This window comes from Microbacterium sp., from assembly GCF_044340635.1.
Lineage (GTDB): Bacteria > Actinomycetota > Actinomycetes > Actinomycetales > Microbacteriaceae > Microbacterium.
In genome coordinates, this window is record NZ_JBIITF010000016.1 from 18,165 (window position 1) to 39,098 (window position 20,934).

General features: G+C 67.8%; 19 protein-coding genes. 12 read left to right on the forward strand and 7 right to left on the reverse strand.

What is annotated here, in order from left to right:
• Positions 1-66: 66 nt before the first annotated feature.
• The 4 genes from groES to ACIQ0W_RS13065 all read left to right on the forward strand — a co-directional run bounded on the left by groES (position 67) and on the right by ACIQ0W_RS13065 (position 4,233).
• A complete protein-coding gene (groES, locus tag ACIQ0W_RS13050; RefSeq protein WP_396643155.1) occupies positions 67-375 on the forward strand; it encodes a co-chaperone GroES in 309 nt (102 codons plus the stop codon).
• 286 nt (positions 376-661) lie between these two features.
• On the forward strand, positions 662-1,576 hold the full coding sequence (gene rarD / locus ACIQ0W_RS13055) for an EamA family transporter RarD (protein WP_396643195.1): 915 nt from the start codon (positions 662-664) through the stop codon (positions 1,574-1,576).
• Between the two features lie 186 nt (positions 1,577-1,762).
• Positions 1,763-3,037 (forward strand): ABC transporter substrate-binding protein, encoded by a 1,275-nt coding sequence (locus tag ACIQ0W_RS13060; protein WP_396643156.1) that lies wholly within the window; start codon positions 1,763-1,765, stop codon positions 3,035-3,037.
• Between the two features lie 314 nt (positions 3,038-3,351).
• Positions 3,352-4,233: an endonuclease domain-containing protein gene (locus ACIQ0W_RS13065; RefSeq protein ID WP_396643157.1), complete on the forward strand. Its 882-nt coding sequence runs from the start codon at positions 3,352-3,354 to the stop codon at positions 4,231-4,233.
• A 100-nt stretch (positions 4,234-4,333) separates the two neighbouring features.
• On the opposite strand, the gene ACIQ0W_RS13070 is transcribed toward ACIQ0W_RS13065, so the two are convergent.
• From ACIQ0W_RS13070 to ACIQ0W_RS13085, 4 genes are all read right to left on the reverse strand, one after another.
• Positions 4,334-5,089, reverse strand: a complete 756-nt coding sequence (locus tag ACIQ0W_RS13070; protein WP_396643158.1) for an ABC transporter ATP-binding protein — start codon at positions 5,087-5,089, stop codon at positions 4,334-4,336.
• Positions 5,086-6,003, reverse strand: coding sequence for an ABC transporter ATP-binding protein (locus tag ACIQ0W_RS13075; RefSeq protein ID WP_396643196.1), 918 nt, complete (start codon positions 6,001-6,003; stop codon positions 5,086-5,088). Before ACIQ0W_RS13075 ends, ACIQ0W_RS13070 begins: the two co-directional genes overlap by 4 nt.
• Positions 6,004-6,166: 163 nt before the next feature.
• The gene (locus ACIQ0W_RS13080; protein ID WP_396643160.1) at positions 6,167-7,147 is read right to left on the reverse strand and encodes a branched-chain amino acid ABC transporter permease; all 981 of its coding nucleotides are present in this window, start codon (positions 7,145-7,147) and stop codon (positions 6,167-6,169) included.
• 7 nt (positions 7,148-7,154) lie between these two features.
• Entirely contained in the window at positions 7,155-8,390 is a 1,236-nt protein-coding gene (locus ACIQ0W_RS13085; RefSeq protein ID WP_396643197.1) for a branched-chain amino acid ABC transporter permease, read from the reverse strand.
• 331 nt (positions 8,391-8,721) lie between these two features.
• On the opposite strand from ACIQ0W_RS13085, the gene guaB reads away from it, so the two are divergent.
• The 7 genes from guaB (at position 8,722) to guaA (ending at position 15,547) form a co-directional block, all read left to right on the forward strand.
• Positions 8,722-10,224, forward strand: coding sequence for an IMP dehydrogenase (gene guaB, locus ACIQ0W_RS13090; RefSeq protein WP_396643161.1), 1,503 nt, complete (start codon positions 8,722-8,724; stop codon positions 10,222-10,224).
• Between the two features lie 30 nt (positions 10,225-10,254).
• Positions 10,255-10,890, forward strand: a complete 636-nt coding sequence (locus ACIQ0W_RS13095) for a TMEM175 family protein (RefSeq protein ID WP_396643162.1) — start codon at positions 10,255-10,257, stop codon at positions 10,888-10,890.
• Between the two features lie 44 nt (positions 10,891-10,934).
• On the forward strand, positions 10,935-11,213 hold the full coding sequence (locus tag ACIQ0W_RS13100) for a DUF2277 domain-containing protein (protein WP_100809957.1): 279 nt from the start codon (positions 10,935-10,937) through the stop codon (positions 11,211-11,213).
• A 132-nt stretch (positions 11,214-11,345) separates the two neighbouring features.
• Positions 11,346-12,464 (forward strand): GuaB3 family IMP dehydrogenase-related protein, encoded by a 1,119-nt coding sequence (locus ACIQ0W_RS13105; protein ID WP_396643198.1) that lies wholly within the window; start codon positions 11,346-11,348, stop codon positions 12,462-12,464.
• 105 nt (positions 12,465-12,569) lie between these two features.
• Positions 12,570-13,364, forward strand: a complete 795-nt coding sequence (locus ACIQ0W_RS13110; RefSeq protein WP_396643199.1) for an SURF1 family cytochrome oxidase biogenesis protein — start codon at positions 12,570-12,572, stop codon at positions 13,362-13,364.
• 81 nt (positions 13,365-13,445) lie between these two features.
• Positions 13,446-13,967, forward strand: coding sequence for a DUF3817 domain-containing protein (locus ACIQ0W_RS13115; protein ID WP_396643164.1), 522 nt, complete (start codon positions 13,446-13,448; stop codon positions 13,965-13,967).
• A complete protein-coding gene (gene guaA / locus ACIQ0W_RS13120; protein ID WP_396643165.1) occupies positions 13,964-15,547 on the forward strand; it encodes a glutamine-hydrolyzing GMP synthase in 1,584 nt (527 codons plus the stop codon). Before ACIQ0W_RS13115 ends, guaA begins: the two co-directional genes overlap by 4 nt.
• Positions 15,548-15,583: 36 nt before the next feature.
• On the opposite strand, the gene ACIQ0W_RS13125 is transcribed toward guaA, so the two are convergent.
• The 3 genes from ACIQ0W_RS13125 to ACIQ0W_RS13135 form a co-directional block, all read right to left on the reverse strand.
• Entirely contained in the window at positions 15,584-17,323 is a 1,740-nt protein-coding gene (locus ACIQ0W_RS13125; RefSeq protein ID WP_396643166.1) for a D-alanyl-D-alanine carboxypeptidase family protein, read from the reverse strand.
• Positions 17,324-17,411: 88 nt separating this feature from the next.
• On the reverse strand, positions 17,412-18,647 hold the full coding sequence (locus ACIQ0W_RS13130) for a DNA polymerase domain-containing protein (protein ID WP_396643167.1): 1,236 nt from the start codon (positions 18,645-18,647) through the stop codon (positions 17,412-17,414).
• A gap of 133 nt (positions 18,648-18,780) precedes the next feature.
• A complete protein-coding gene (locus tag ACIQ0W_RS13135) occupies positions 18,781-19,701 on the reverse strand; it encodes a Bax inhibitor-1/YccA family protein (protein WP_396643168.1) in 921 nt (306 codons plus the stop codon).
• A 166-nt stretch (positions 19,702-19,867) separates the two neighbouring features.
• Here ACIQ0W_RS13135 and ACIQ0W_RS13140 point away from each other — a divergent pair, with 166 nt between their 5' ends.
• A complete protein-coding gene (locus tag ACIQ0W_RS13140) occupies positions 19,868-20,887 on the forward strand; it encodes a glycerophosphodiester phosphodiesterase family protein (RefSeq protein ID WP_396643169.1) in 1,020 nt (339 codons plus the stop codon).
• The last annotated feature ends 47 nt before the right edge of the window (positions 20,888-20,934 follow it).

Consider the following 20,934-nt stretch of genomic DNA (forward strand, 5'->3'; position numbering starts at 1 on the left):
TACACTGGCATTAGCACTCTCGCATCGAGGTTGCTAATCAGTCTTGGATCAAGAAAGAGGTAGACCGTGACGGTTTCCACTCAGGTTTCCATCAAGCCGCTCGAGGACCGCATCGTCATCCGCCAGGTCGAGGCGGAGCAGACGACGGCTTCTGGCCTGGTCATCCCCGACACCGCGAAGGAGAAGCCCCAGGAGGGCGAGGTCGTCGCGGTGGGCCCGGGTCGGATCGACGACAACGGCAACCGCATCCCGCTCGACGTCGCCGTCGGCGACCGCGTGATCTACAGCAAGTACGGCGGCACCGAGGTCAAGTTCGGTGGCGACGACCTGCTCGTGCTCTCGGCCCGCGACGTGCTCGCGGTCGTCGTTCGCTGAGCGACTGACACACACGAAGGACCGGATGCTTCGGCATCCGGTCCTTCGTCGTTCCACGGGTGTTCCGCGGGTGATCTGCGGTCGCCCCCGACGCCCGTAGGCTGTTGAGGTGCCACAGGATCCGCTCGAGACTCCCCGCGGGTCGGGCGGACCCACCGCCGCGAGCACCGACGCGAGCACCGACGCGAGCACCGACGCGAGCAGGAGCACCGCCGCGAGCAGGAGCACTGCCGCGAGCACCGCTGCCGAGACAGCCGCCGCCGCCGAGACAGCAGCGGTCGCCGAGGTGCGCGAACGCAGCATCGGCGTCGCGTCGGCCATGGGTGCCTATCTCATCTGGGGCTTCCTGCCCCTGTACTTCCTGTTGCTCGTGCCGACCGGGCCCTGGGAGATCGTGGCCTGGCGCATCCTGCTGGCCTTCGTCTTCTGCGTCCTGCTGTTGACGATCACGCGTGCATGGCCCGCGTTCGGCCGGATCGTGCGACAGCCGCGGCTGCTGCTGCTGACGGCGATCGCCGGCGTCGTCATCTATGTCAACTGGCAGGTCTACATCCTCGCCACGCTGACCGGGCACGTGATCGAGACGAGTCTCGGATACTTCATCAACCCGATCGTGACGGTGCTGCTCGGAGTGCTCGTTCTGCGCGAGCGGTTGCGGCTGACCCAGTGGATCGCGATCGGCATCAGCCTCGTCGCGGTGCTCGTCATCGTCCTCGGCTACGGCGCATTCCCCTGGGTGTCGCTGACCTTGGCTTTCTCTTTCGGGATCTACGGCCTCATCAAGAAGCAGGTCGGTCCCGCGGTCGATGCGGTGGGCGGCCTGACGCTCGAGTCGTTCTGGTTGCTGCCCGTCGCGATCGTGCAGCTCATCATCGTCGGAGTGACGACGGGTATCACGATGGGTACGGTCAGCCCGGTGCACACGGTGCTGCTCTCGCTCGCCGGGATCATCACCGCGGTCCCCTTGCTGCTGTTCGCCGCCGGGGCCAGGCGGGTGCCGCTCACCGCGATCGGCCTTCTGCAGTTCATCGCGCCGGTGCTGCAGTTCATCATCGGGGCGTGGGTGCTCGGTGAACCCATGCCGCTCGAGCGATGGATCGGCTTCGGACTCGTCTGGGTCGCGCTGATCATCCTCTCCGTGGACTCCGTGCTGTTCTCCCGCCGCGGTCGTGGCGTTTCGGATGTCGCTTCCCTCACGTGATCGTTCCCGCGAACTCCCCGCCGCAAACTGCCCGCCGTTCGGGGGATGGGAGCGTTATCACGCTGTGACCGTACTGTTTCACATCGTTAACGCACCGCAACATCGCGGAGACGCCGCGCCGCATAGTGTGAAGCCAATAGGGTCGGCTTCAGCCCGGCCCGGAGTTCGTCCACAGCTAGGAGCAATATGAACTTCTTCTCCCGTTCGCGTACGGGCAAGGTCCTCGGCGGTATCGCCGTGGTCGGTGTCAGCGCGCTGGTTCTCGCAGGTTGTGCCGGTAGCGGTGGAGACACCGAGTCGTCTTCCGCTGCACCCGCCGGCGATGACCTCGCCCTCAAGATCGGCACGGCGCTGCCGCAGACCGGAAACCTCGCCTTCCTCGGCCCGCCCGAAGAGGCCGGCGTCGCGTACGCCGCGTCGCAGATCAACGAGGTCTCGGCCGACACCGGTCTGACCCTCGATGTCGTCTACGGCGACTCGGGTGACACCGACAACAAGGCATACGAGACCGAGATCCCCCGCCTGCTGGGCGAGGATGTTTCGGCCATCATCGGTGCCGCATCGTCGGGTACGTCCCTGCAGTTCATCGACCAGGTCGTCGGCGCCGGAGTCATCCAGTTCTCGCCCGCCAACACCTCGGATGCCTTCACCACGTACGAGGACGACGGGCTGTACTTCCGTACCGCTCCCTCCGACGTTCTGCAGGGCGAGGTTCTCGGTAACCTGATCGCCGAGGACGGCAACCAGACCCTCGGTCTGATCGTCCTCAACGACTCGTACGGCACCGGACTCGCCAAGTACGTGACCGAGGCCTTCGAGGCCGCGGGCGGCGAGGTCGTTGCGGCCCCGACGTACAACACGGGTGACGCGACGTTCGACGCTCAGATCAGCGAGGTCCTCGCGGCCGACCCCGACGCGATCGCCCTGATCACGTTCGACGAGGTCTCGACCATGCTGCCGAGCCTGTTCGGTCAGATTCCCGCCGACAAGCTGTACTTCGTCGACGGCAACCTGAAGAACTTCGCAGACGCCTTCCCGGCCGGTTCCCTCACGGGCGCCAAGGGCACGCTCCCGGGCCTGTCGATCGACTCGATCGCGGACTTCACGGGCGAGCTCGACGCGTTCCTCGAAGCCGAAGGTACCGCAGCGCTCGAGGACTACAGCTACGCTGCCGAGTCCTACGACGCGACCATCCTGCTGGCTCTCGCCGCCCTCGCTGCCGGTTCGACCGACAGCGCGGCCATGGCCGAGAAGCTCATGGAGGTCTCGGGTGGTTCCGGCGAGGGCGAGACGTGCTCCTCCTACGCGGAGTGCGCCGACATCATCCTCGGTGGCGGAGTTGCCGACTACGACGGCATCTCGGGTCCGATTACGTTCGATGAGGTCGGCGACCCGACCGAGGCGTCGATCGGCATCTACGAGTTCGGTGAGGACAACACCTACACGGCATACATGGGCTAAAACCCACGCATGTGGCCTCGGGGCCCCGGTCTTCGGACCGGGGCCCCTTGTCGTGCGCATGCCCCGGTCTTCGGACGGGGGCCCCTTGTCGTGCGCGTGCCCCGGTCTGTCGACACTTCTCCGGTGAAAAAGGGTCTGCGGGCCTGGCAAGCACGCCCGCAGAGCCCGGAGCGCGCTTTCGACCGGAGTACTGTCCTCTCCGGGCCACCAACGTCACACACGGTACGTCCTCCCCAGAACCCCTTCCCGTGCCAACATCCCCCGTTGCGGACCGACGCGGGTCAGGTCGGTGAACTGCGCGCAAAGCTGCGTAGGTGCTCGCCCTCCATCCGGATCACGTCTACGTCCACGCCGACCTCACGTCCGCGGGCCTCTCGCAGGGCAGCATCACCCAACTGGTGCGCAGCGGTGGCATCCTGCGAGCGCGGCGGGACACCTATCTGCATCCCGCGTCCTCGGTCGCGGGGGTGACCGCTGCGCGATCCGGCGGCCGGGTGGCGTGCACGAGCCTGCTGGCCGAATACGGAGTATTCGTTCTGGAGAAGCGGACCGTGCACGTTCAGGTTCCCTCCCACGCGACCCGGCTGCGGCCTCCGACGGGGGTTCGACTGCACTGGGCCCCTCTGCACCGTGCTCCGTCCCCGCGCTCGCTGCGCGTGGAGATCTTCGACGCGCTCCTGCAGTCCGTGATCTGCCAATCGCCGCGCGCAGCAGTCGCGACGCTTGACAGCGCTCTGCATCTCGGCGTGATCGACGAGGACGGACTCGACGAACTGTTCCGGTTGGTGCCGCGCCGCCGCCGCGCACTTCGGGCCCTGGTGGATGGCCAGTGTGAATCCGGCCCCGAGACGTTCGTGCGACTCTTGCTTCGTGCTCTCGGTCTGCGGTTCCAGTGCCAGGTGTGGATCGACGGGGTCGGCCGAGTGGACTTCGTGGTCGAGGGCTGGCTCGTTATCGAGTGCGACAGTCGTGCCCATCATGGCGGTTGGGAAGCGCAGGTGGCGGACCGCCGACGGGACCTGGCTTTGGCCGCCCTCGGCTACGCCAGCATCCGTCCGATAGCGGCGGACATCTTCGCCGACACGCCCGCGCTCGGCCGGGTCATCATCGGCATGCTTCAGCGACTCGGACCCCGGACGGACAGTTCTCCGGCAAGACCTGCGCCGCGGGCCCGGCTAAGGTCGGCCCGGGCCTGATCTGCCTCTTTGTTCCGGAGTTGTGTCAGGGAGGGCGGGGCGGAACGGAGAGGGACCGGATGCCGAGGCATCCGGTCCCTCTCCGTTCAGAGCCTGCGGGTCAGGTGCCGAGGGTGCCCAGGTACAGCTCGGTGACCTTCGGGTCGCCGAGCAGCTCGCGGCCCGTGCCGGTGTAGGCGTCGCGGCCCTGGTCGAGCACGTAGCCGCGGTCGCAGATCTGCAGGCAGCGCCGCGCGTTCTGCTCGACCATGATGCAGGTCACGCCTGCCTTGTTGATCTCGGAGACGCGGATGAACGCTTCGTCCTGCCGGACGGGGGAGAGACCCGCGGACGGTTCGTCGAGCAGCAGGACCTTCGGGTCCATCATCAAAGCGCGGCTCATCGCCACCATCTGACGCTCACCACCCGAGAGCGAACCCGCGCGCTGCTTGAGGCGCTTGCCCAGCTCGGCGAAGATGCTGGTGACGAACTCGAGGCGCTCCTTGTACGCCGACGGGCGCTGGTAGAGGCCCATCTGCAGATTCTCTTCGATCGTCAGCGTCGGGAACACATTGTTCGTCTGCGGGATGAACCCGACCCCTCGCGCGACGAGCTTGTTCGCCCGGAGCCCGGTGATGTCGTCGCCCTGCAGCGTGATCGATCCCTCGCGCACGTTGACCTGTCCGAAGATCGCCTTCAACAGCGTCGACTTGCCGGCGCCGTTCGGGCCGATGATGCCGATCAACTCGCCCTGGTTCGCGACCAGCGAGCAGCCGTTCAGGATGTTGACGCCCGGCAGGTAACCGGCGTGCACGTTGTCGACGAAGACGACGGGGGTCTCGGTGGCTACGGCGCCGTCTGTGGAGCGTGTGCTCATGAGCGATTCTCCTCGTCTTCGGCAACGCCCTCGTCGACCAGCAGGGTCGCGCTCGCCTGAGCGGATGCCGCGGCATCCGTCGTCGGATCGGCCTCGATCGCCGTGATGCGACCCGTGACGACACCCAGGTCGAGCTCCTGGTGCGCTCCGAGGTAGGCGTCGATGACCGCAGGATTGCGCATGACACTGTGGGGATCACCCTCGGCCACAACCTTGCCCTCGGCCATGACGACGACCCAGTCGGCGATGTGGCGCACCATGTGCATGTCGTGCTCGACGAAGAGGACGGTCATGCCCTCTTCCTTGAGGTCGAGGATGTGGTCGAGGAGCGACTGCGTCAGGGCGGGGTTGACCCCGGCCATCGGCTCGTCGAGCATCACCAGCGTCGGGCGGGTCATGAGCGCCCGCGCCATCTCGAGGAGCTTGCGCTGCCCGCCCGAGAGGCTTGCGGCGAAGTCCGACGACTTGGCGTCGAGCTTGAACTTCTTCAGCAGCACCATGGCCTGGCTGTCGATGCTCGAATCCTGCTTGCGCCAGATCGCGGGGATGAGCGCCTGCCAGAACTTCTCGCCGCGCTGACCCGTCGCCCCGAGCTTCATGTTCTCGAGAACCGTCAGGAGCCCCAGAGCTTTCGTCAACTGGAACGTCCGCACCAGACCCATACGTGCCACCCGGAAGGCGGGGACGCCCGACAGCGACTTGCCATCGAAGCTCCACGTGCCCTCGTCGGGCTTGTCGAACCCCGTGAGTAGGTTGAACAGCGTCGTCTTGCCGGCACCGTTCGGTCCGATCAGCGCCGTGATGGCGCCGCGGGGGATCTCGAGGTGTTCGACGTCGACGGCCGTGACACCACCGAAGGTGCGGCGAACGCCGTCGGCGATGATGATCGGATCGACCTTTTTCGCACCCGGCACGGCCTCGCCGACGTGAAGTCCCGTCGTCTTGGGACGCTCGACGGGCGCCGTGAGAGGCGCGCCCGAAGCCGCCTCGCCGAGCTGGCCGGTCGTGGCGTGCTCGGCACCCGACTGCCCGCTCAGCGACTGCCCGTTACTTGATTGCCCGTTACTTGACTGCCCATTATTTGACAAAGGTCAGCTCCTTCTTGTTGCCGAGGATTCCCTGCGGCATGAAGATCACGAGCAGCATGAGGGCGACGCCGACGAGGATGAATCGGAGCGTTCCGGCCTGGATCTGCGACATGAAGGGAAGGACCCCGGCCGAGACGAGCGCCGGGAGGAAGTTGCTCAGGAAGGTCTGCAGCACCCAGAAGATGAGCGAACCGAGCAGGGGGCCGAAAACCGTCGCCGCGCCGCCGAGCAAGAGCGCCGTCCAGACGAAGAACGTCAGCGAGGTGACGTACACGCCGGGGCTGACGGCCGACGGCAGGGCGTAGACGATGCCGCCCGCCGCTGCGAGCACACCGCCCAGCACGAGCGACTGCATCTTGTACGCGTAGACGTTCTTGCCGAGCGCGCGCACGGCGTCTTCGTCCTCGCGGACACCCTTCAGCACGCGACCCCAGGGGCTGCGCATCAGCATCCAGACCACCAGCACGGCGAATCCGAGCGTCAGAAGGCCCATGATGCGGACCCACCACTGCGTTTCGTTGTAGGTGAAGGGGCCGAAGCCGTACGTGCCCTCGGGGAGGGGGTTCGACGCGCGGAAGCTCGAGTGATAGCCGCTCAGGCCGTCGGCCGAACCGGTGTACTCATCGAACGCGGTGGTCAGGAACAGCAGACGCACGACCTCCGCAGCGGCGATCGTTACGATGGCGAGGTAGTCGCCGCGTAGACGGAGCGTCGGGATGCCGAGGATGACGGCGAAGATCGCGGATGCCACGAGGCCGGCGATCGCCGCTACCCACCATTCGAGACCGAAGGTGAGCACGCCGATGGCGTACCCGTAGGCGCCGATGGCCATGAAGCCGGCGATACCCATGTTGATCAGGCCGGTGTAGCCGAAGTGCACCGCAAGGCCGAGGGCCGCGAGTGCGTAGCCGATCGTCGCGGGGCTGAGGATCGACGAGGCGGAGTTCGAGAGGATCTGGAGCAGGTCCATGGTGCGCCTAACCTATTCTCTCGCGTCGGCCGAGGATGCCCTGTGGTCGGAACAACAGGATCACGATGAGGATGAAGAGCGCGCTCGCGTACTTCAGGTCGGCGGGGATCCAGAGGCTCGACACCTCGACGAGGAGCCCGACGATGATGGCGCCGACGAGAGCGCCGTAGGCCGTGCCGAGACCACCGAGGATGACAGCGGCGAACATCAGCAGCAGCACCTGCGAGCCCATGTCCCACTTGATGCCGGGGCGGTAGTAGGCGTACAGGATGCCCGCGAGGCCCGCGAGCCCGCCCGCGATGACCCACACGATCCGGACGACGAAGTCGACGTCGATTCCGGATGCCGCGGCCAACGACGGGTTGTCGGAGATCGCCCGGGTCGCCTTGCCCAGGCGGCTCCGCGTGAGCCAGACCGCGAACGCGATGATGACGATGACGGAGATGGCGATCGAGACCATGTCGATGATGCTCATCTGCACCGACCCGAACAGGGGGATCTTGGGCTCGGAGGCGTAGGGGAGCTGGCTCGTGCCGCCCCCGATGAAGAACTGGAAGGTGTAGCGGAGGGCGAGCGACAGACCGATGCTGACGATCATGAGCTGAACCACGCCCACCCGCCGTCGGCGCAGGGGTCTCCACAGGATCATGTCCAGCACGAGCCCGAGGCCCGCGCTCAGGATCACCGCCAGCGGGAAGCCGAGCCACACCGGCAGCGCGAGGCTTGCCGGCCCAACGAGTGTGAGCGCCACGACGGCGCCGAAGGTGACCATCTCGCCGTGCGCGAAGTTGGAGATACCCGTGGTGCCGAACACGAGCGACAGGCCGACGGCAGCAAGGGCGAGCATGAGACCGAAGCTCAGGCCCTGCACGATGCGCTGGATGAGCTGGTCGGCGAAGCTCGTGACGCTGCGTTCACCCTCACCGATGAAGAAGTTGACCGTGACGCGCCCTCCGGCGCCCATCTCGACTTCCTGCTCGTTGGGGGTGTCGTCCTCGTCGTTGACGACCGCGATGCCCTCGGGCAGCGTGTCTTCGTCGAGGGTGACGGTGTAGGTCTCGCCGCGCTCGGGCACGCCGACACGCCACTGACCCTCGGCATCCGTCTCGACTTCCTGCTCGCCGCCGGGGCCGTCGATGACGAGGCGGATGCCCTCGAGCGGCTCGCCGTCGAGCTGCACGTTCCCGCTGATGCGGTACGGGTCATCCTCGGCCGCGAAAGCGGGGGAAGCGGTCAGGCTCATCAGCGCGAAGAGCACACCGAAGAGCGCTCCTATGGTGAGCAGAGTCCCCCCGCGGGAACGTCTCGCCGTAGCGGTCGTGGGACTCACAGATCCTCCAGTCGGGCACCATTAACCGATGGTCGCGTCGCATCGGCATTGATGGACGACGGTACGAGCGTAATGTGTCGGCATTGTTTCGCCCATCGCTCAAACGTCAGCCGTTACCGATGCGCAATGGGAACGCTCCCGGAGGAATGTTCGCACACCTGCGCCGCTTAGACTTCATCAAGCGGATGCGTCGCACACGATCGCGGCGTTCTGCACCCCGATCTCACCGCACGAGGAGCGCGACATGCCCGATTACGATCCGTTCGGTTTTGTCGGACTGACGTACGACGATGTGCTGCTGCTGCCCGGCCACACCGACGTGATTCCGAGCGAGGCAGACACGTCGTCTCAGCTGACACGACGGATCACGGTGGCGACGCCCCTGGTGTCGTCGGCGATGGACACGGTGACGGAAGCCCGCATGGCGATCGCGATCGCGCGCGAGGGTGGCCTGGGCATCCTGCACCGCAATCTCTCCATCGAGGATCAAGCCGCACAGGTGGACCGGGTCAAGCGCAGCGAGTCCGGCATGATCACCGACCCGATCACCACCCGCCCCGACGCGACGGTCGAAGAGGTCGACGCGCAGTGCGCGCAGTACCAGATCTCGGGCCTGCCCGTCGTGGACGACGATGGACGGCTCGTCGGCATCATCACGAACCGCGACATGCGCTTCGTCTCCGGCTTCGAGCGCCAGACCACGCTCGTCCGCGATGTGATGACGAGCGAGGGCCTCATCACCGCCAAGGTCGGCATCGGCGCGAACGACGTCATCGCGACGTTCGCCAAGCACCGCGTCGAGAAGCTGCCGCTCATCGACGATGACGGCAAGCTCGCGGGCCTCATCACCATCAAGGACTTCGACAAGAGCGAGAAGTACCCCCTCGCGACGAAGGACGACCAGGGTCGCCTGCGCGTCGGCGCGGCGATCGGATTCTTCGGCGATGCGTGGGAGCGCGCCGAGGCGCTCCGCGACGCCGGGGTCGACGTGCTGGTCGTCGACACCGCCAACGGCCAGTCGGCCGGCGTGATCGACATCATCACGCGGCTGCGGGCCGACGCATCCTTCGCCCACATCGACATCATCGGCGGCAACGTCGCCACCCGCGAGGGCGCGCAGGCGCTCATCGACGCGGGCGTGGACGCGGTCAAGGTCGGCGTCGGGCCGGGCTCGATCTGCACCACGCGCGTCGTGGCGGGCGTCGGCGTGCCGCAGGTCACCGCCGTGTACGAGGCGTCCCTCGCCGCACGTCCCGCCGGTGTGCCGGTCATCGCCGACGGCGGCCTGCAGTACTCGGGCGACATCGCCAAGGCCCTCGTCGCCGGAGCCGACACCGTCATGCTCGGCTCGCTCCTGGCCGGGACCGACGAGTCGCCGGGCGAGATCGTCTTCCAGGGCGGCAAGCAGTTCAAGCAGTACCGGGGCATGGGATCGCTCGGCGCGCTGCAGACCCGCGGCAAGAAAACGTCCTACTCGAAGGACCGTTACTTCCAGGCGGATGTCCCCTCGGATGACAAGCTCATCCCCGAGGGCATCGAGGGGCAGGTCGCGTACCGCGGTCCGGTCTCGGCCGTCGCGTACCAGCTCGTCGGGGGACTCCGCCAGTCGATGTTCTACGTCGGCGCGCGGACGATCGATGAGCTGAAGGCCAAGGGCAAGTTCGTCCGCATCACGTCGGCCGGGTTGAAGGAGTCGCACCCGCACGACGTGCAGATCATCGTCGAGGCGCCCAACTACAAGAAGTAGTCTCGCTTCGGCGTCGCTACGCTGGGCGGCATGATCCGCGGAATGATCCGGCAACGGCGGCACCCGGCGGCGACCCAGGGCACGAGTCGCCTCGAGGGGTTCACCGACGGGGTCTTCGCGATCGCGGCCACCCTGCTCGTGCTCGACCTCACGAGCTACGCCCTCGGTCCGATCACGTCCGATGCCGAGATGTGGGCGGCCCTCGGCGGCATGTGGGAGTTGTTCGTCAACTTCGTTCTGAGCTTTTTCCTGCTCTGCCTGCTGTGGATGACCCACGTCCAGCAGTTCGAGCACGTGGCTCGGGTCGACGCCACGATCGTCTGGCTGAACAACGGTCGCCTGCTGTTCATCGTGCTCGTGCCTTTTGCGACGAGCCTGACGACCGAGTACTCGGAGTGGACGGCCGGCCGGATGCTCATGCCGCTGACGTTCTCCTTCGCCATCCTCTGCAGCTACCTGCAGTGGATGTGGGCCGTCCGGCACCGCGCGATCATGCTGCCCGACCTGTCGGACGCCGATGCGAAGGCTTATGGACGCGCTGCGCTGAGTGCCATGGTCATCTCCGCGGGCGTGGTCGTGCTGTCGCCGTTCATCGGATCGATCGCGTTCGCCCTGTTCCTGCTCGATCCGGTCGGGACGCGTTTGTTTGGCGGCAAGAACAGCTGACATCGAACCGTGACGGATGTCCCGACCGGGCGTATTTTGTACGCATGTGCCGGAACATCCGAACCCTTCACAACTTCGAGCCCGCGGCATCGCACGACGAAGTCCACGCCGCGGCTCTGCAGTATGTCCGCAAGATCGCGGGCACGACGAAGCCGTCGAAGGCCAATCAGGAGGCCTTCGATCGCGCCGTGCACGAGATCGCCCACATCACGGGCCACCTGCTCGAGGACCTGGTCGCCGTGACCCCGCCGAAGAACCGCGAAGAAGAGGCGGCCAAGGCACGAGCCCGAGCCGTCGCATCCGGCCGCTACTCGGTCGCCTGAACGCCCCGCGCGGGTCGAACTGTCACAAACCGCTCGATATCCGCGGCGGATCGAGCAGTTCGTGACAGTTCGACGCGCGGCAATCCGCCCGGGGGCGGTGTCGGGGTCAGCCGGTAGGCTGGGCGGGTGAGCATGGAGATCGAACTGGGGCGCGCCAAGCGAGCGCGACGCGCATACACCTTCGACGACATCGCGGTGGTGCCGTCTCGACGCACGCGCAACCCCGAGGATGTCTCGACCGCCTGGTCGATCGACGCCTTCCAGTTCGACATCCCGGTGCTGGGCGCCCCGATGGACTCGGTCGTCAGCCCCACGACCGCCATCATGCTGGGCCAGCTCGGCGGCCTCGGTGTCCTCGACCTCGAAGGACTGTGGACGCGCTACGAAGATCCCGAGCCGCTGCTCGCCGAGATCGCCGGTCGTGAAGACGGCGACGCAACGCTCCGGATGCAGGAGCTGTACTCCGAGCCCATCAAGCCCGAGCTCGTCACCGCGCGTCTCGCCGAGATCCGCGAGGCCGGTGTCACGGTCGCGGGTTCTCTGACGCCCCAGCGCACGCAGGAGCTGTACGAGACCGTCGTCGCCGCCGGTGTCGACATCTTCGTCATCCGTGGCACGACCGTCTCGGCCGAGCACGTCTCGAGCGTCTCGGCTCCCCTCAACCTCAAGAAGTTCATCTACGACCTCGATGTCCCCGTGATCGTCGGGGGAGCTGCGACCTACACGGCCGCGCTGCACCTGATGCGCACCGGCGCCGCGGGTGTCCTCGTCGGGTTCGGCGGGGGCGCGGCGTCGACGACGCGCGTCACCCTCGGCATCCACGCCCCCATGGCCACCGCCGTCGCCGACGTCACCGGCGCTCGCCGCGACTACCTCGACGAGTCGGGCGGACGCTACGTGCACGTCATAGCCGATGGGGGAGTCGGAACCTCGGGTGACATCGTCAAGGCCCTCGCCATGGGTGCGGACGCCGTCATGCTCGGCGTTGCGCTCGCGCGGGCGACGGATGCCCCGGGGCAGGGTTTCCACTGGGGACCCGAGGCGCACCACCCGAAGCTGCCCCGCGGCCACCGCGTCCGCGTCGACCAGGTCGCCTCGCTCGAGGGCATCCTCTACGGTCCCGCGCCCGTCGCGGACGGCACGGCGAACCTCATCGGGGCCCTCCGCAAGTCCATGGCGACCACGGGCTACTCCGACCTCAAGGAATTCCAGCGCGTGGAAGTCGTGGTCGCGCCCTACTCCGCGGTGTGACCTGACCCGCCGGATGAATTCGTGAGCGGTGTGAGCGCGGCGCCCGGTCCCGGGGCCTCGGCCCCCGACGAGCCCGAGGTGTTCCCGCCGACGCTGCGAGAAGTCATGCTGCGTCCGCAGTGGCTCCTGATGCTCGGCCTGTGCCTGCTCGTCGCCGGTGCGTTCGCATGGCTGGGCCAGTGGCAGCTGGAACGTGCGATCGACTCCGACCCGCCCGCCGTCGGCGCGACGGAGGAGGTCCGTCCGCTCGATGAGGTGGTCGAACCCGGTGCGTACCTCGAGGAGCCGCTCGTCGGCCAGCAGGTCACGACCACCGGTACCTGGGTGCCCGAAGACTTCCTGGTCGTGACATCGCGCTTCAACGACGGCGTCGAGGGGTATTGGGTCACGGGTCAGCTGCGCATCGAGGGCACGCTCTACCCGACCTCGATCGCCGCCGCGATCGGATGGGCGCCCACCCTCGAGCGGGCGGAGGCCGCGGCGTCCGAACTGTCCGAGAGCGCCGCAACGACGGCGGCCGGCCTCGCAACCCAGGTGATGGGCCGCGTGATATCCGACGAGGGACCGCAACTGCCGCCGCGCGGCGCGGATCCCCACGAGATGACACGGATGTCGCCCGCAGCCTTGCTCAGCGAATGGCACGACATCGATCGGCTGATGGTCTACCGCCCCTACCTCGCCCTGCTCGAGCCGGGCGGGACCGCCGAGGACGCCGGGCTGGTACCGATCTCATCCCGGGCGCCCGATGAGGCCTCGACGGTCAACTGGCTCAACATCTTCTACGCCGCCGAGTGGGCCGTGTTCGCGGGCTTCGCGTTCTACCTCTGGTACCGCCTCGCGCGCGACGCGTGGGAGAAGGAACTCGAAGATCTGGAAGACGCCCGGGCCGAGGCATCCTGAGCCGTCCGGCGACATGCCGGTATCCACCGAGGTCGCACTCGCGCGAAACTCGTGCCCGTCTGGCGTCGGTAGACTGGGGCCATGCCACGTGCCCCCAAACTCGCCTCGTTTCCGGCGATCCGGGGGGCGCTGAAGTTCTACCAGATCGCGTCGATCATCACGGGTGTCGGGCTGCTGCTGCTCGTCGCCGAGATGATCCTGAAGTACACCCCGATCCACCTCGAGCTCTTCCTCGGCGGATCCGGCGGCTTCCTCTGGTTCGCGACCGTCATCGCCGGCGTCGACTGCGAGTGGTACTCGCTCTTCTTCCCCGGCAGCGCCTGCGAAATGGTCTCGACGGGGGACGGCATCAACGTCTCGCTCGCGATCCTCGTCGCGCACGGCTGGTTCTACGTCGTCTACCTCTTCGCGTGCTTCCGTATCTGGAGCCTGATGCGCTGGCCGTTCCTGCGCTTCATCGTGCTCGCCCTCGGCGGCATCGTCCCGCTCCTGTCGTTCTTCATGGAGACCCGCGTCGCGCGTGAGGTGCGTTCGTACCTCGCCGAGCGCGAGGCATCCGAAGCTCCAGCCGTTGCCGTCTCGACCCCGGAAGGCCCCCGTTGACCGAAGCCACAGAAACCTCGCAGCGACCTGTCCTGGTCGTCGACTTCGGCGCCCAGTACGCGCAGCTGATCGCCCGGCGCGTGCGCGAGGCCGGCGTCTACAGCGAGATCGTGCCGCACACCGCCACCGCCGCCGAGATCGCGGCGCGCAACCCGGTCGGCCTGATCCTGTCGGGTGGACCGTCGTCGGTGTACGAGCCCGGGGCTCCGGCGCTCGACCCCGGGGTGTTCGACCTCGATGTGCCGACGCTCGGCATCTGCTACGGCTTCCAGGTCATGGCCCAGGCCCTCGGCGGCGAGGTCGCGAACACCGGCCTGCGTGAATACGGGGCGACGGATGCCGCGGTCACGGGCGACGGGGGAGTTCTGCTCGCCGGCCAGCCCGCCGCGCAGAACGTGTGGATGAGCCACGGCGACCAGGTCTCGCGCGCACCCGACGGCTTCGCGGTGCTCGCCTCGACGACGGCGACCCCGGTTGCCGCGTTCGGCAGTGACGAGCGCCGGATGTACGGGGTGCAGTGGCATCCCGAGGTCAAGCACACCGACCACGGCCAGCGCGTGATCGAGAACTTCCTGCACCGTGCCGCGGGTCTGCCCGCGGACTGGAACAGCGGAAACGTCATCGCCGAGCAGGTCGCGCGCATCCGCGCCCAGATCGGGTCGGCGCGGGTCATCTGCGGTCTGTCGGGCGGCGTCGACTCCGCCGTGGCCGCCGCCATCGTCCACGAGGCCGTGGGTGACCAGCTCGTGTGCATCTTCGTCGACCACGGGTTGCTCCGAAAGGGCGAGCGCGAGCAGGTCGAGAACGACTATGTCGCCTCCACGGGCGTCCGCCTCGTCACCGTCGACGCGCGGGAGAAGTTCCTGACCGCGCTCGCGGGAGTCTCGGACCCGGAGCAGAAGCGCAAGATCATCGGGCGCGAGTTCATCCGTGCCTTCGAGGCCGCCGAGAAGGACCTCGTGCTCGAGGCCGCGGCCGACGGCGAGCCGATCCGCTTCCTCGTACAGGGCACGCTGTACCCCGACGTCGTCGAGTCCGGCGGAGGCTCCGGTACCGCGAACATCAAGTCGCACCACAATGTCGGCGGCCTGCCCGAAGATCTGCAGTTCGAGCTCGTCGAGCCGCTGCGCACCCTGTTCAAGGACGAGGTGCGGGCCATCGGCCGCGAGCTCGGCCTGCCCGAGGTGATCGTCGGCCGACAGCCCTTTCCGGGGCCGGGCCTCGGCATCCGGATCGTCGGTGAGGTTACCGCTGACCGCCTCGAGATCCTGCGTGACGCCGACGCCATCGCCCGCGAAGAGCTGACTCGCGCCGGCCTCGACGCCGAGATCTGGCAGTGCCCCGTCGTGCTGCTCGCCGATGTGCGCTCGGTCGGTGTGCAGGGCGACGGCCGCACCTACGGCCATCCGATCGTCCTGCGGCCCGTCTCGTCCGAGGACGCGATGACCGCGGACTGGACCCGCCTGCCCTACGACGTGCTGTCGAAGATCTCGAACCGCATCACCAACGAGGTGCGCGAGGTCAACCGCGTCGTGCTCGACGTCACGTCGAAGCCGCCGGGCACCATCGAGTGGGAGTGAGCTGACGCGGGGCTTCGGGCCCTCAGCCGGACGACCTCAGTACGTCGGCGCGGGAGGCGCGCCGAGGTAGTCCTCATAGGTTGCGACTCCGCCGTCGTGCATCTCGCGGGCGGTGATGCGTCCGACGTAGCGGTAGTGCCAGGGCTCCCACACGTATCCGGTGGTCGCCGTGTATCCCCGCGGGTAGCGCTGGATGAAGCCGTATCGCCAGGCGTTGGCCGCGAGCCATTGCCCGGCGGGCGTGTATCCGAAGCACTCGGCGACATCGCATCCCTGGCCGAAAGCGGCGATGTCTGCGGCGAGCCCGGCCTGGTGCTCGGAGTGGCCGGGGCGTGCCGCGATCGTGTCCGCGTACGCTTGGCCGCCGCGGGCTCTCTGCGAGTTGTACGTCGCCACCTGGGTGGAGTAGCTGCGGTATCCGCTTGCGACGCGGAGCGCATGACCGGCCGCGCCCGCATCCGCGAACATCCACTGCAGGTGCGAGGCGGCTTCGGAGCGCACGCCGATCGGGTGGAGATCGGGTGGTGTGTAGGACGGCGGACGGAGCGCGTTGCGTTTGTTGACCAGCACATCCGTGCTGTTGGGGTCCGTCGTCGAACCGAAGGTGGGGGTGGTTCCGCGTGGGTCGAAGTCGCCGCACGCGAGCCACGAATTCGAGCCGGTTCCGTTGTTCAGCCCCAGCACGCAGATGTTCACGGGCCCGCTACGGGTGAGAGGCGGCAGCCGTAGGTCCACACCCTTGTTGTAGACGCCGTACGCCGCGAGTTGCGGGGTGCCGGCGGTCGCATACGGCGACGCCGTGAGGGTGCTGTTCTGGAACACGGCGATGCGCACCGGCTCGCCCAGGTTCGAGCGATCGAACACGTACCCGCTGATCGAGAACGATCCGTTGGCGTTCATCGACAACTGGACGGATCCCTCGGGGTTGTGCGCGGGGACGACGATGCTCACCTGCTGGCACCCGATGACGATATCGCCACCGGGAGCGCGGTCCCGCGCGCGCACGCACACGGTGTGGTCGCCGGTCGCCACGGGGAACGCCGCCGCAAAAGCGTGTCGGCCGGGGACCCCGTAGGCGTACAGGTAGGAACTGTCGAGACCGGCGCGAATCGGGCCGCTGACGCGACCGTCCACCGATATCTCGACGTCGATGCTCGCGGAGAGCTCGGAGTGGTCGAAAGCCCACCCGACGACGATGAGGTGCCCGCTCTCGGGGGCAGCCTGAACGGCGAAGTCGCCCTGGGGCCAATCCTGCGCGGCCCGTGCGGGGATCGAAACGGTCTGGCAGGGTGCGTGGGTGTCCGCACCCGCGCCGACGTTGGCGTAGACGACGCACACCTCGTGGTCACCCGGGGCGAGTGACACGGCGGTCCAGAACGCGTGGCGCCCGGGAATCCCGTAGGCGTAGAGGTAGTCGGAGGGCAGGTTGGCCATCGCGTAGGTGAAGAGCATCCCGTCCACCAGGACGTTCGCGCGAATCGCGGCGCCGAAGTCGCTGCTGTCGAACACCCAGCCCATGACCTGCACGGTGCCGCGGGGATCGACGGAGAGCCCCACATCGCCCTGCGGCGACCCCTCGACCGGAGTGGTGTTCGCGGGCGCCTCCGTCGCTGCCGGGTCCGTCGCTGTCGCCTCCGTCGCTGTCGCCTCCGTCGGGCTCACCGCCGCGGCGGGCGTCGTGAATTCGGCCGGCGCCGCGACCGCGACAGCGGTGGAAGGCGTGACGAGAGACAACGCCACAGCCGCGAAGATCGCGGCGGCGAAACGATGGGTCATGGCTTCCCCTTGCTGACCGATGCGCTCAAACTAGCAGTCGACATCATCGGGGCGCGAGGTCAACCCCATCGTGCTCCTCGACCATGGGTCAGGAGCGACCGGGCCAGGTGCGACCCGCCCACGGGTCGTAGTCGGCCAGCAGGGGGCCCTGCTCGGGACGCTCCTCCTCCGGCACGTGTTGCAGATTGACCCGCACGCGGTACCAGAGCGACGAACTGCCGCGCATCCCGTCGACGAGTTCGTCGGCCGGGTGCAGATCCGCCGCCGCGGAGGGATGCGCCGCCCTCCACCGCTCGAGTGCTTCCAGCGCCTCGGCCTTGGTCTTCGTGCGCGCCACCTCGATCAGCGGCATCGTCGAGACCCGGCGCCCGGACCCGTCGCCCGCACGCGGCGGCTTCTCGGCGGGCCCCAGGCTTTCCGAGAGCGCGAGCAACCCGTCGAGCGTCCCCGGCGCGTCATCGATCCCCGCGTGCGGATCGCCGATGTCCCGGAACCGCGGCACGACGGTCGCGACGGTGAACTCCTCGGGCCGGCGCGTCCGCAGCTCATCCCAGCCGAGCGGGGTCGACACGCGCGCATCCGGCAGGGGACGGATCGAGTACGCGGATGCCACGGTCCGGTCTTTCGCGTTCTGGTTGAAGTCGACGAAGACGCTCTCCCCGCGCTCTTCCTTCCACCAGCGCGCGGTCGCAAGGCCCGGTGCCCGCGCCTCGACCTCGCGGGCCAGCGCCTCGGCGGCGCCGCGCAACTCGCGAAACGTCCAGCGCGGCTCGATACGCACCAGGATGTGCAGCCCGCGCGAGCCCGACGTCTTCGGCCACCCCACCAGGCCGTGGTCGGCCAGCACCTCGCCCGCGATCATCGCAACGTCGACGATCTGCTCCCACGCCACCCCCGACATGGGGTCGAGGTCGATGCGCAGCTCGTCGGGGTGCTCGAGGTCCTCGGCGCGCACCGGATGCGGGTTCAGGTCGAGGCATCCGAGGTTCGCGATCCAGGCGAGGCCCGCCGCATCCCGCACGACGGCCTCTTCGGCGGAGGTCCCCGACGCGTATCGGAGGGTCGCGGTGTCGATGAAGTCGGGGTGATTCTCGGGCACGCGCTTCTGGAAGAAAGCTTCGGCGCCGATGCCTTTGACGAACCGCTTGAGCACCATCGGCCGACCGCCGGCACCCCGCAGCGCTCCGTCCGCCACGGCCAGGTAGTACCGGACGACATCGAGCTTGGTGTGCCCCGGCTCGGGGAAGACGATCTTGCTCGGGTTGCTGACGCGCACCTCGTGGCCGTCGATGTCGAGGATCTCAGCGGGAGCGGAAGAAGCCATCACCTCAGGCTAGGTGGGACGGATAGCTCGGGCCAGACCCGCTCGTGCCGACCCCGCACGAAATCGTGCGAGCCCGACGGCAGCGAAAAGGGGGCCGCCCGAGAACCGGACGACCCCCTTCACGAAAGCGGTGCTAGTTGCTGCTGCGGGCGATCGCGATGATGCGCAGGATCTCGACGTACAGCCACACGACCGTCACCATGATGCCGAAGGCGCCCATCCAGGCGAACTGACGGGGGGCGCCGTTGCGGACGCCCTGCTGGATCTGGTCGAAGTCGAGCACGAGCGAGTAAGCGGCCAGGATGACCACGAACACGCCGATCAGGACGCCCCACGGAATGCCGAAGAGCGGGCTCGGCTCGCTACGGAGGCCGAAGGCGCTGTCGGAGACGCCGGTCCACATGAGCACCAGGTTCAGCAGCGAGAAGGCCAGGTATCCGACCATCGCGATGAGGAAGATCTTGGTCGCCTTCTTCGACGCGCGGACCTTGCCGCTCGCGAACAGTGCCAGGGTCACACCGACGACCGCGAGGGTCGCGAGGGTGGCCTGGACGACGATGCCCTCGAACTGGAACTCGAAGATCGCCGAGATGCCGCCGATGAACAGGCCCTCGAGCGCCGCATAGGCGAAGATCAGCGCGGGGCGGATCTTCTTGCGCGACGTGAAGATGATGACCATCGCGAGGACGAAGCCACCGAGGCCACCGATGACGAGCGGCAGGATGTTCTGGCTGGTCGACTCGGCGGGAGAGAGGGCGCCGAGCGTCCAGACCCAGCCGACGACGGCGGTCACGAGAAGGATGGCGAAGAGGCCGACGGTCTTGACGACCGTGTCTTCGACCGTCATGCGGTCGGTCTGGTGGGCTCCGGCGGCGGGGGCGGCGTACGCGCCCTCCATCTGGGCCTGAGCGCCGACGTCGAGGCCTGCGCGCGAGGCGGAAGCCGTCGACGACGCACCACGGAGGTTCGCGGCCTGCGATCCACCGGGGTAGGTCTGTACGGCGCGGGGGTCCTGGAACGCCGGGTTGTTGAACGCGGGGTTGTTGAGGGCCATGGCCTGGCTCACACTCCAAAATCGGGGTCCACAGCGGTGTGCTGTTTATCAACGATATCCGACGCCCACCGGGCGGTCACGGTCCTCGGCTGTGAGAGGGCTATGAGGGGCGCCCCGCATCCGTCATTCGCGCGGTCGGGCGGATGCCCGCGGATAGCCTGGAACCATGCGTCTCGACCGCTCGCTCGGCCGCCCCCTCGTGATCGGTCACCGTGGTGCCCCCGGGTATCGCCCCGAGCACAGCCGGTCCTCGTACGACCTGGCCGTGGCCATGGGTGTGGACGCGGTCGAACCCGACGTCGTGCCGACGCGCGACGGCGTGCTGGTCGTGCGGCATGAGAACGAGATCTCGGGAACGACGGATGTCGGGGCCCGACCTGAGTTCGCCGATCGCCGGACGACGAAGACCGTGGACGGCACAGCCTTGACCGGCTGGTTCACCGAGGACTTCACGTGGGCCGAGCTCTCGACGCTGAAGTGTCGCGAGCGGCTGCCGAAGATCCGTCCCGCCAGTGCGAGCTTCGACGATCAACAGCCGATCCTGCGCTTGGCGGACGTGCTCGACCTGGTTCGCGCGGCGTCCGTGGAGCAGGATCGTGAGATCGGCGTCGTGCTCGAGATCAAGCACGCGACGTACTTCGAGGGCGTGGGTCTCGATGTCGTACCGCTCGTCGAAGCAGAACTGCAGAGAAGCGGATGGGCCGACTCGGCCGCACTCGTAATCGAGTCGTTCGAATCGACCGTGCTCGAGCGCCTCCGAGCGGGCGGGTTGCGTGCGCAATACGTCTATCTGATCGAGGCGGGCGGGCGACCCTGGGATCTCGTGGCCGCACGGGGCGAGGACGCCCCGACCTACCGCCAGACCGTCCAGCCGGCGGGGCTCGATGCGCTGATCGGGCGGTTCGAGGGGATCAGCGTCGACAAGCGCGTGATCCTGGCGCCGAACAAGCTCGGGCGGATGACGGGGCCGACACCGGTGGTCGCGGATGCCCATGCCCGCGGCCTCAAGGTCTTCACGTGGACATGCCGGCCCGAGAACACATTTCTCGTCGCCGACTTCCGCGGTCGCGGCGGCGCGAGTGCGCTGGGTGATTACGAGGCCGAGTGGCAGGTCATCCGGGATGCCGGGGTGGACGGCGTGTTCGTCGACCACCCCGACCTCGGGATGGACGTGTTCGCGCGCTGACGCGAGCACATCCGTCGATCACATGGCGCCGAATGTGTTCTCGATAT

Coding starts and splice junctions, on each gene's coding strand:
- ACIQ0W_RS13060 (WP_396643156.1), top strand. CDS start 1,763: ATGAACTTCTTCTCCCGTTCGCGTACGGGCAAGGTCCTCGGCGGTATC.
- ACIQ0W_RS13070 (WP_396643158.1), bottom strand. CDS start 5,089: ATGAGCACACGCTCCACAGACGGCGCCGTAGCCACCGAGACCCCCGTC.
- ACIQ0W_RS13080 (WP_396643160.1), bottom strand. CDS start 7,147: ATGGACCTGCTCCAGATCCTCTCGAACTCCGCCTCGTCGATCCTCAGC.
- ACIQ0W_RS13085 (WP_396643197.1), bottom strand. CDS start 8,390: ATGAGCCTGACCGCTTCCCCCGCTTTCGCGGCCGAGGATGACCCGTAC.
- guaB (WP_396643161.1), top strand. CDS start 8,722: ATGCCCGATTACGATCCGTTCGGTTTTGTCGGACTGACGTACGACGAT.
- ACIQ0W_RS13095 (WP_396643162.1), top strand. CDS start 10,255: ATGATCCGCGGAATGATCCGGCAACGGCGGCACCCGGCGGCGACCCAG.
- ACIQ0W_RS13100 (WP_100809957.1), top strand. CDS start 10,935: ATGTGCCGGAACATCCGAACCCTTCACAACTTCGAGCCCGCGGCATCG.
- ACIQ0W_RS13105 (WP_396643198.1), top strand. CDS start 11,346: ATGGAGATCGAACTGGGGCGCGCCAAGCGAGCGCGACGCGCATACACC.
- ACIQ0W_RS13110 (WP_396643199.1), top strand. CDS start 12,570: ATGCTGCGTCCGCAGTGGCTCCTGATGCTCGGCCTGTGCCTGCTCGTC.
- ACIQ0W_RS13115 (WP_396643164.1), top strand. CDS start 13,446: ATGCCACGTGCCCCCAAACTCGCCTCGTTTCCGGCGATCCGGGGGGCG.
- ACIQ0W_RS13125 (WP_396643166.1), bottom strand. CDS start 17,323: ATGACCCATCGTTTCGCCGCCGCGATCTTCGCGGCTGTGGCGTTGTCT.
- ACIQ0W_RS13130 (WP_396643167.1), bottom strand. CDS start 18,647: ATGGCTTCTTCCGCTCCCGCTGAGATCCTCGACATCGACGGCCACGAG.
- ACIQ0W_RS13135 (WP_396643168.1), bottom strand. CDS start 19,701: ATGGCCCTCAACAACCCCGCGTTCAACAACCCGGCGTTCCAGGACCCC.
- ACIQ0W_RS13140 (WP_396643169.1), top strand. CDS start 19,868: ATGCGTCTCGACCGCTCGCTCGGCCGCCCCCTCGTGATCGGTCACCGT.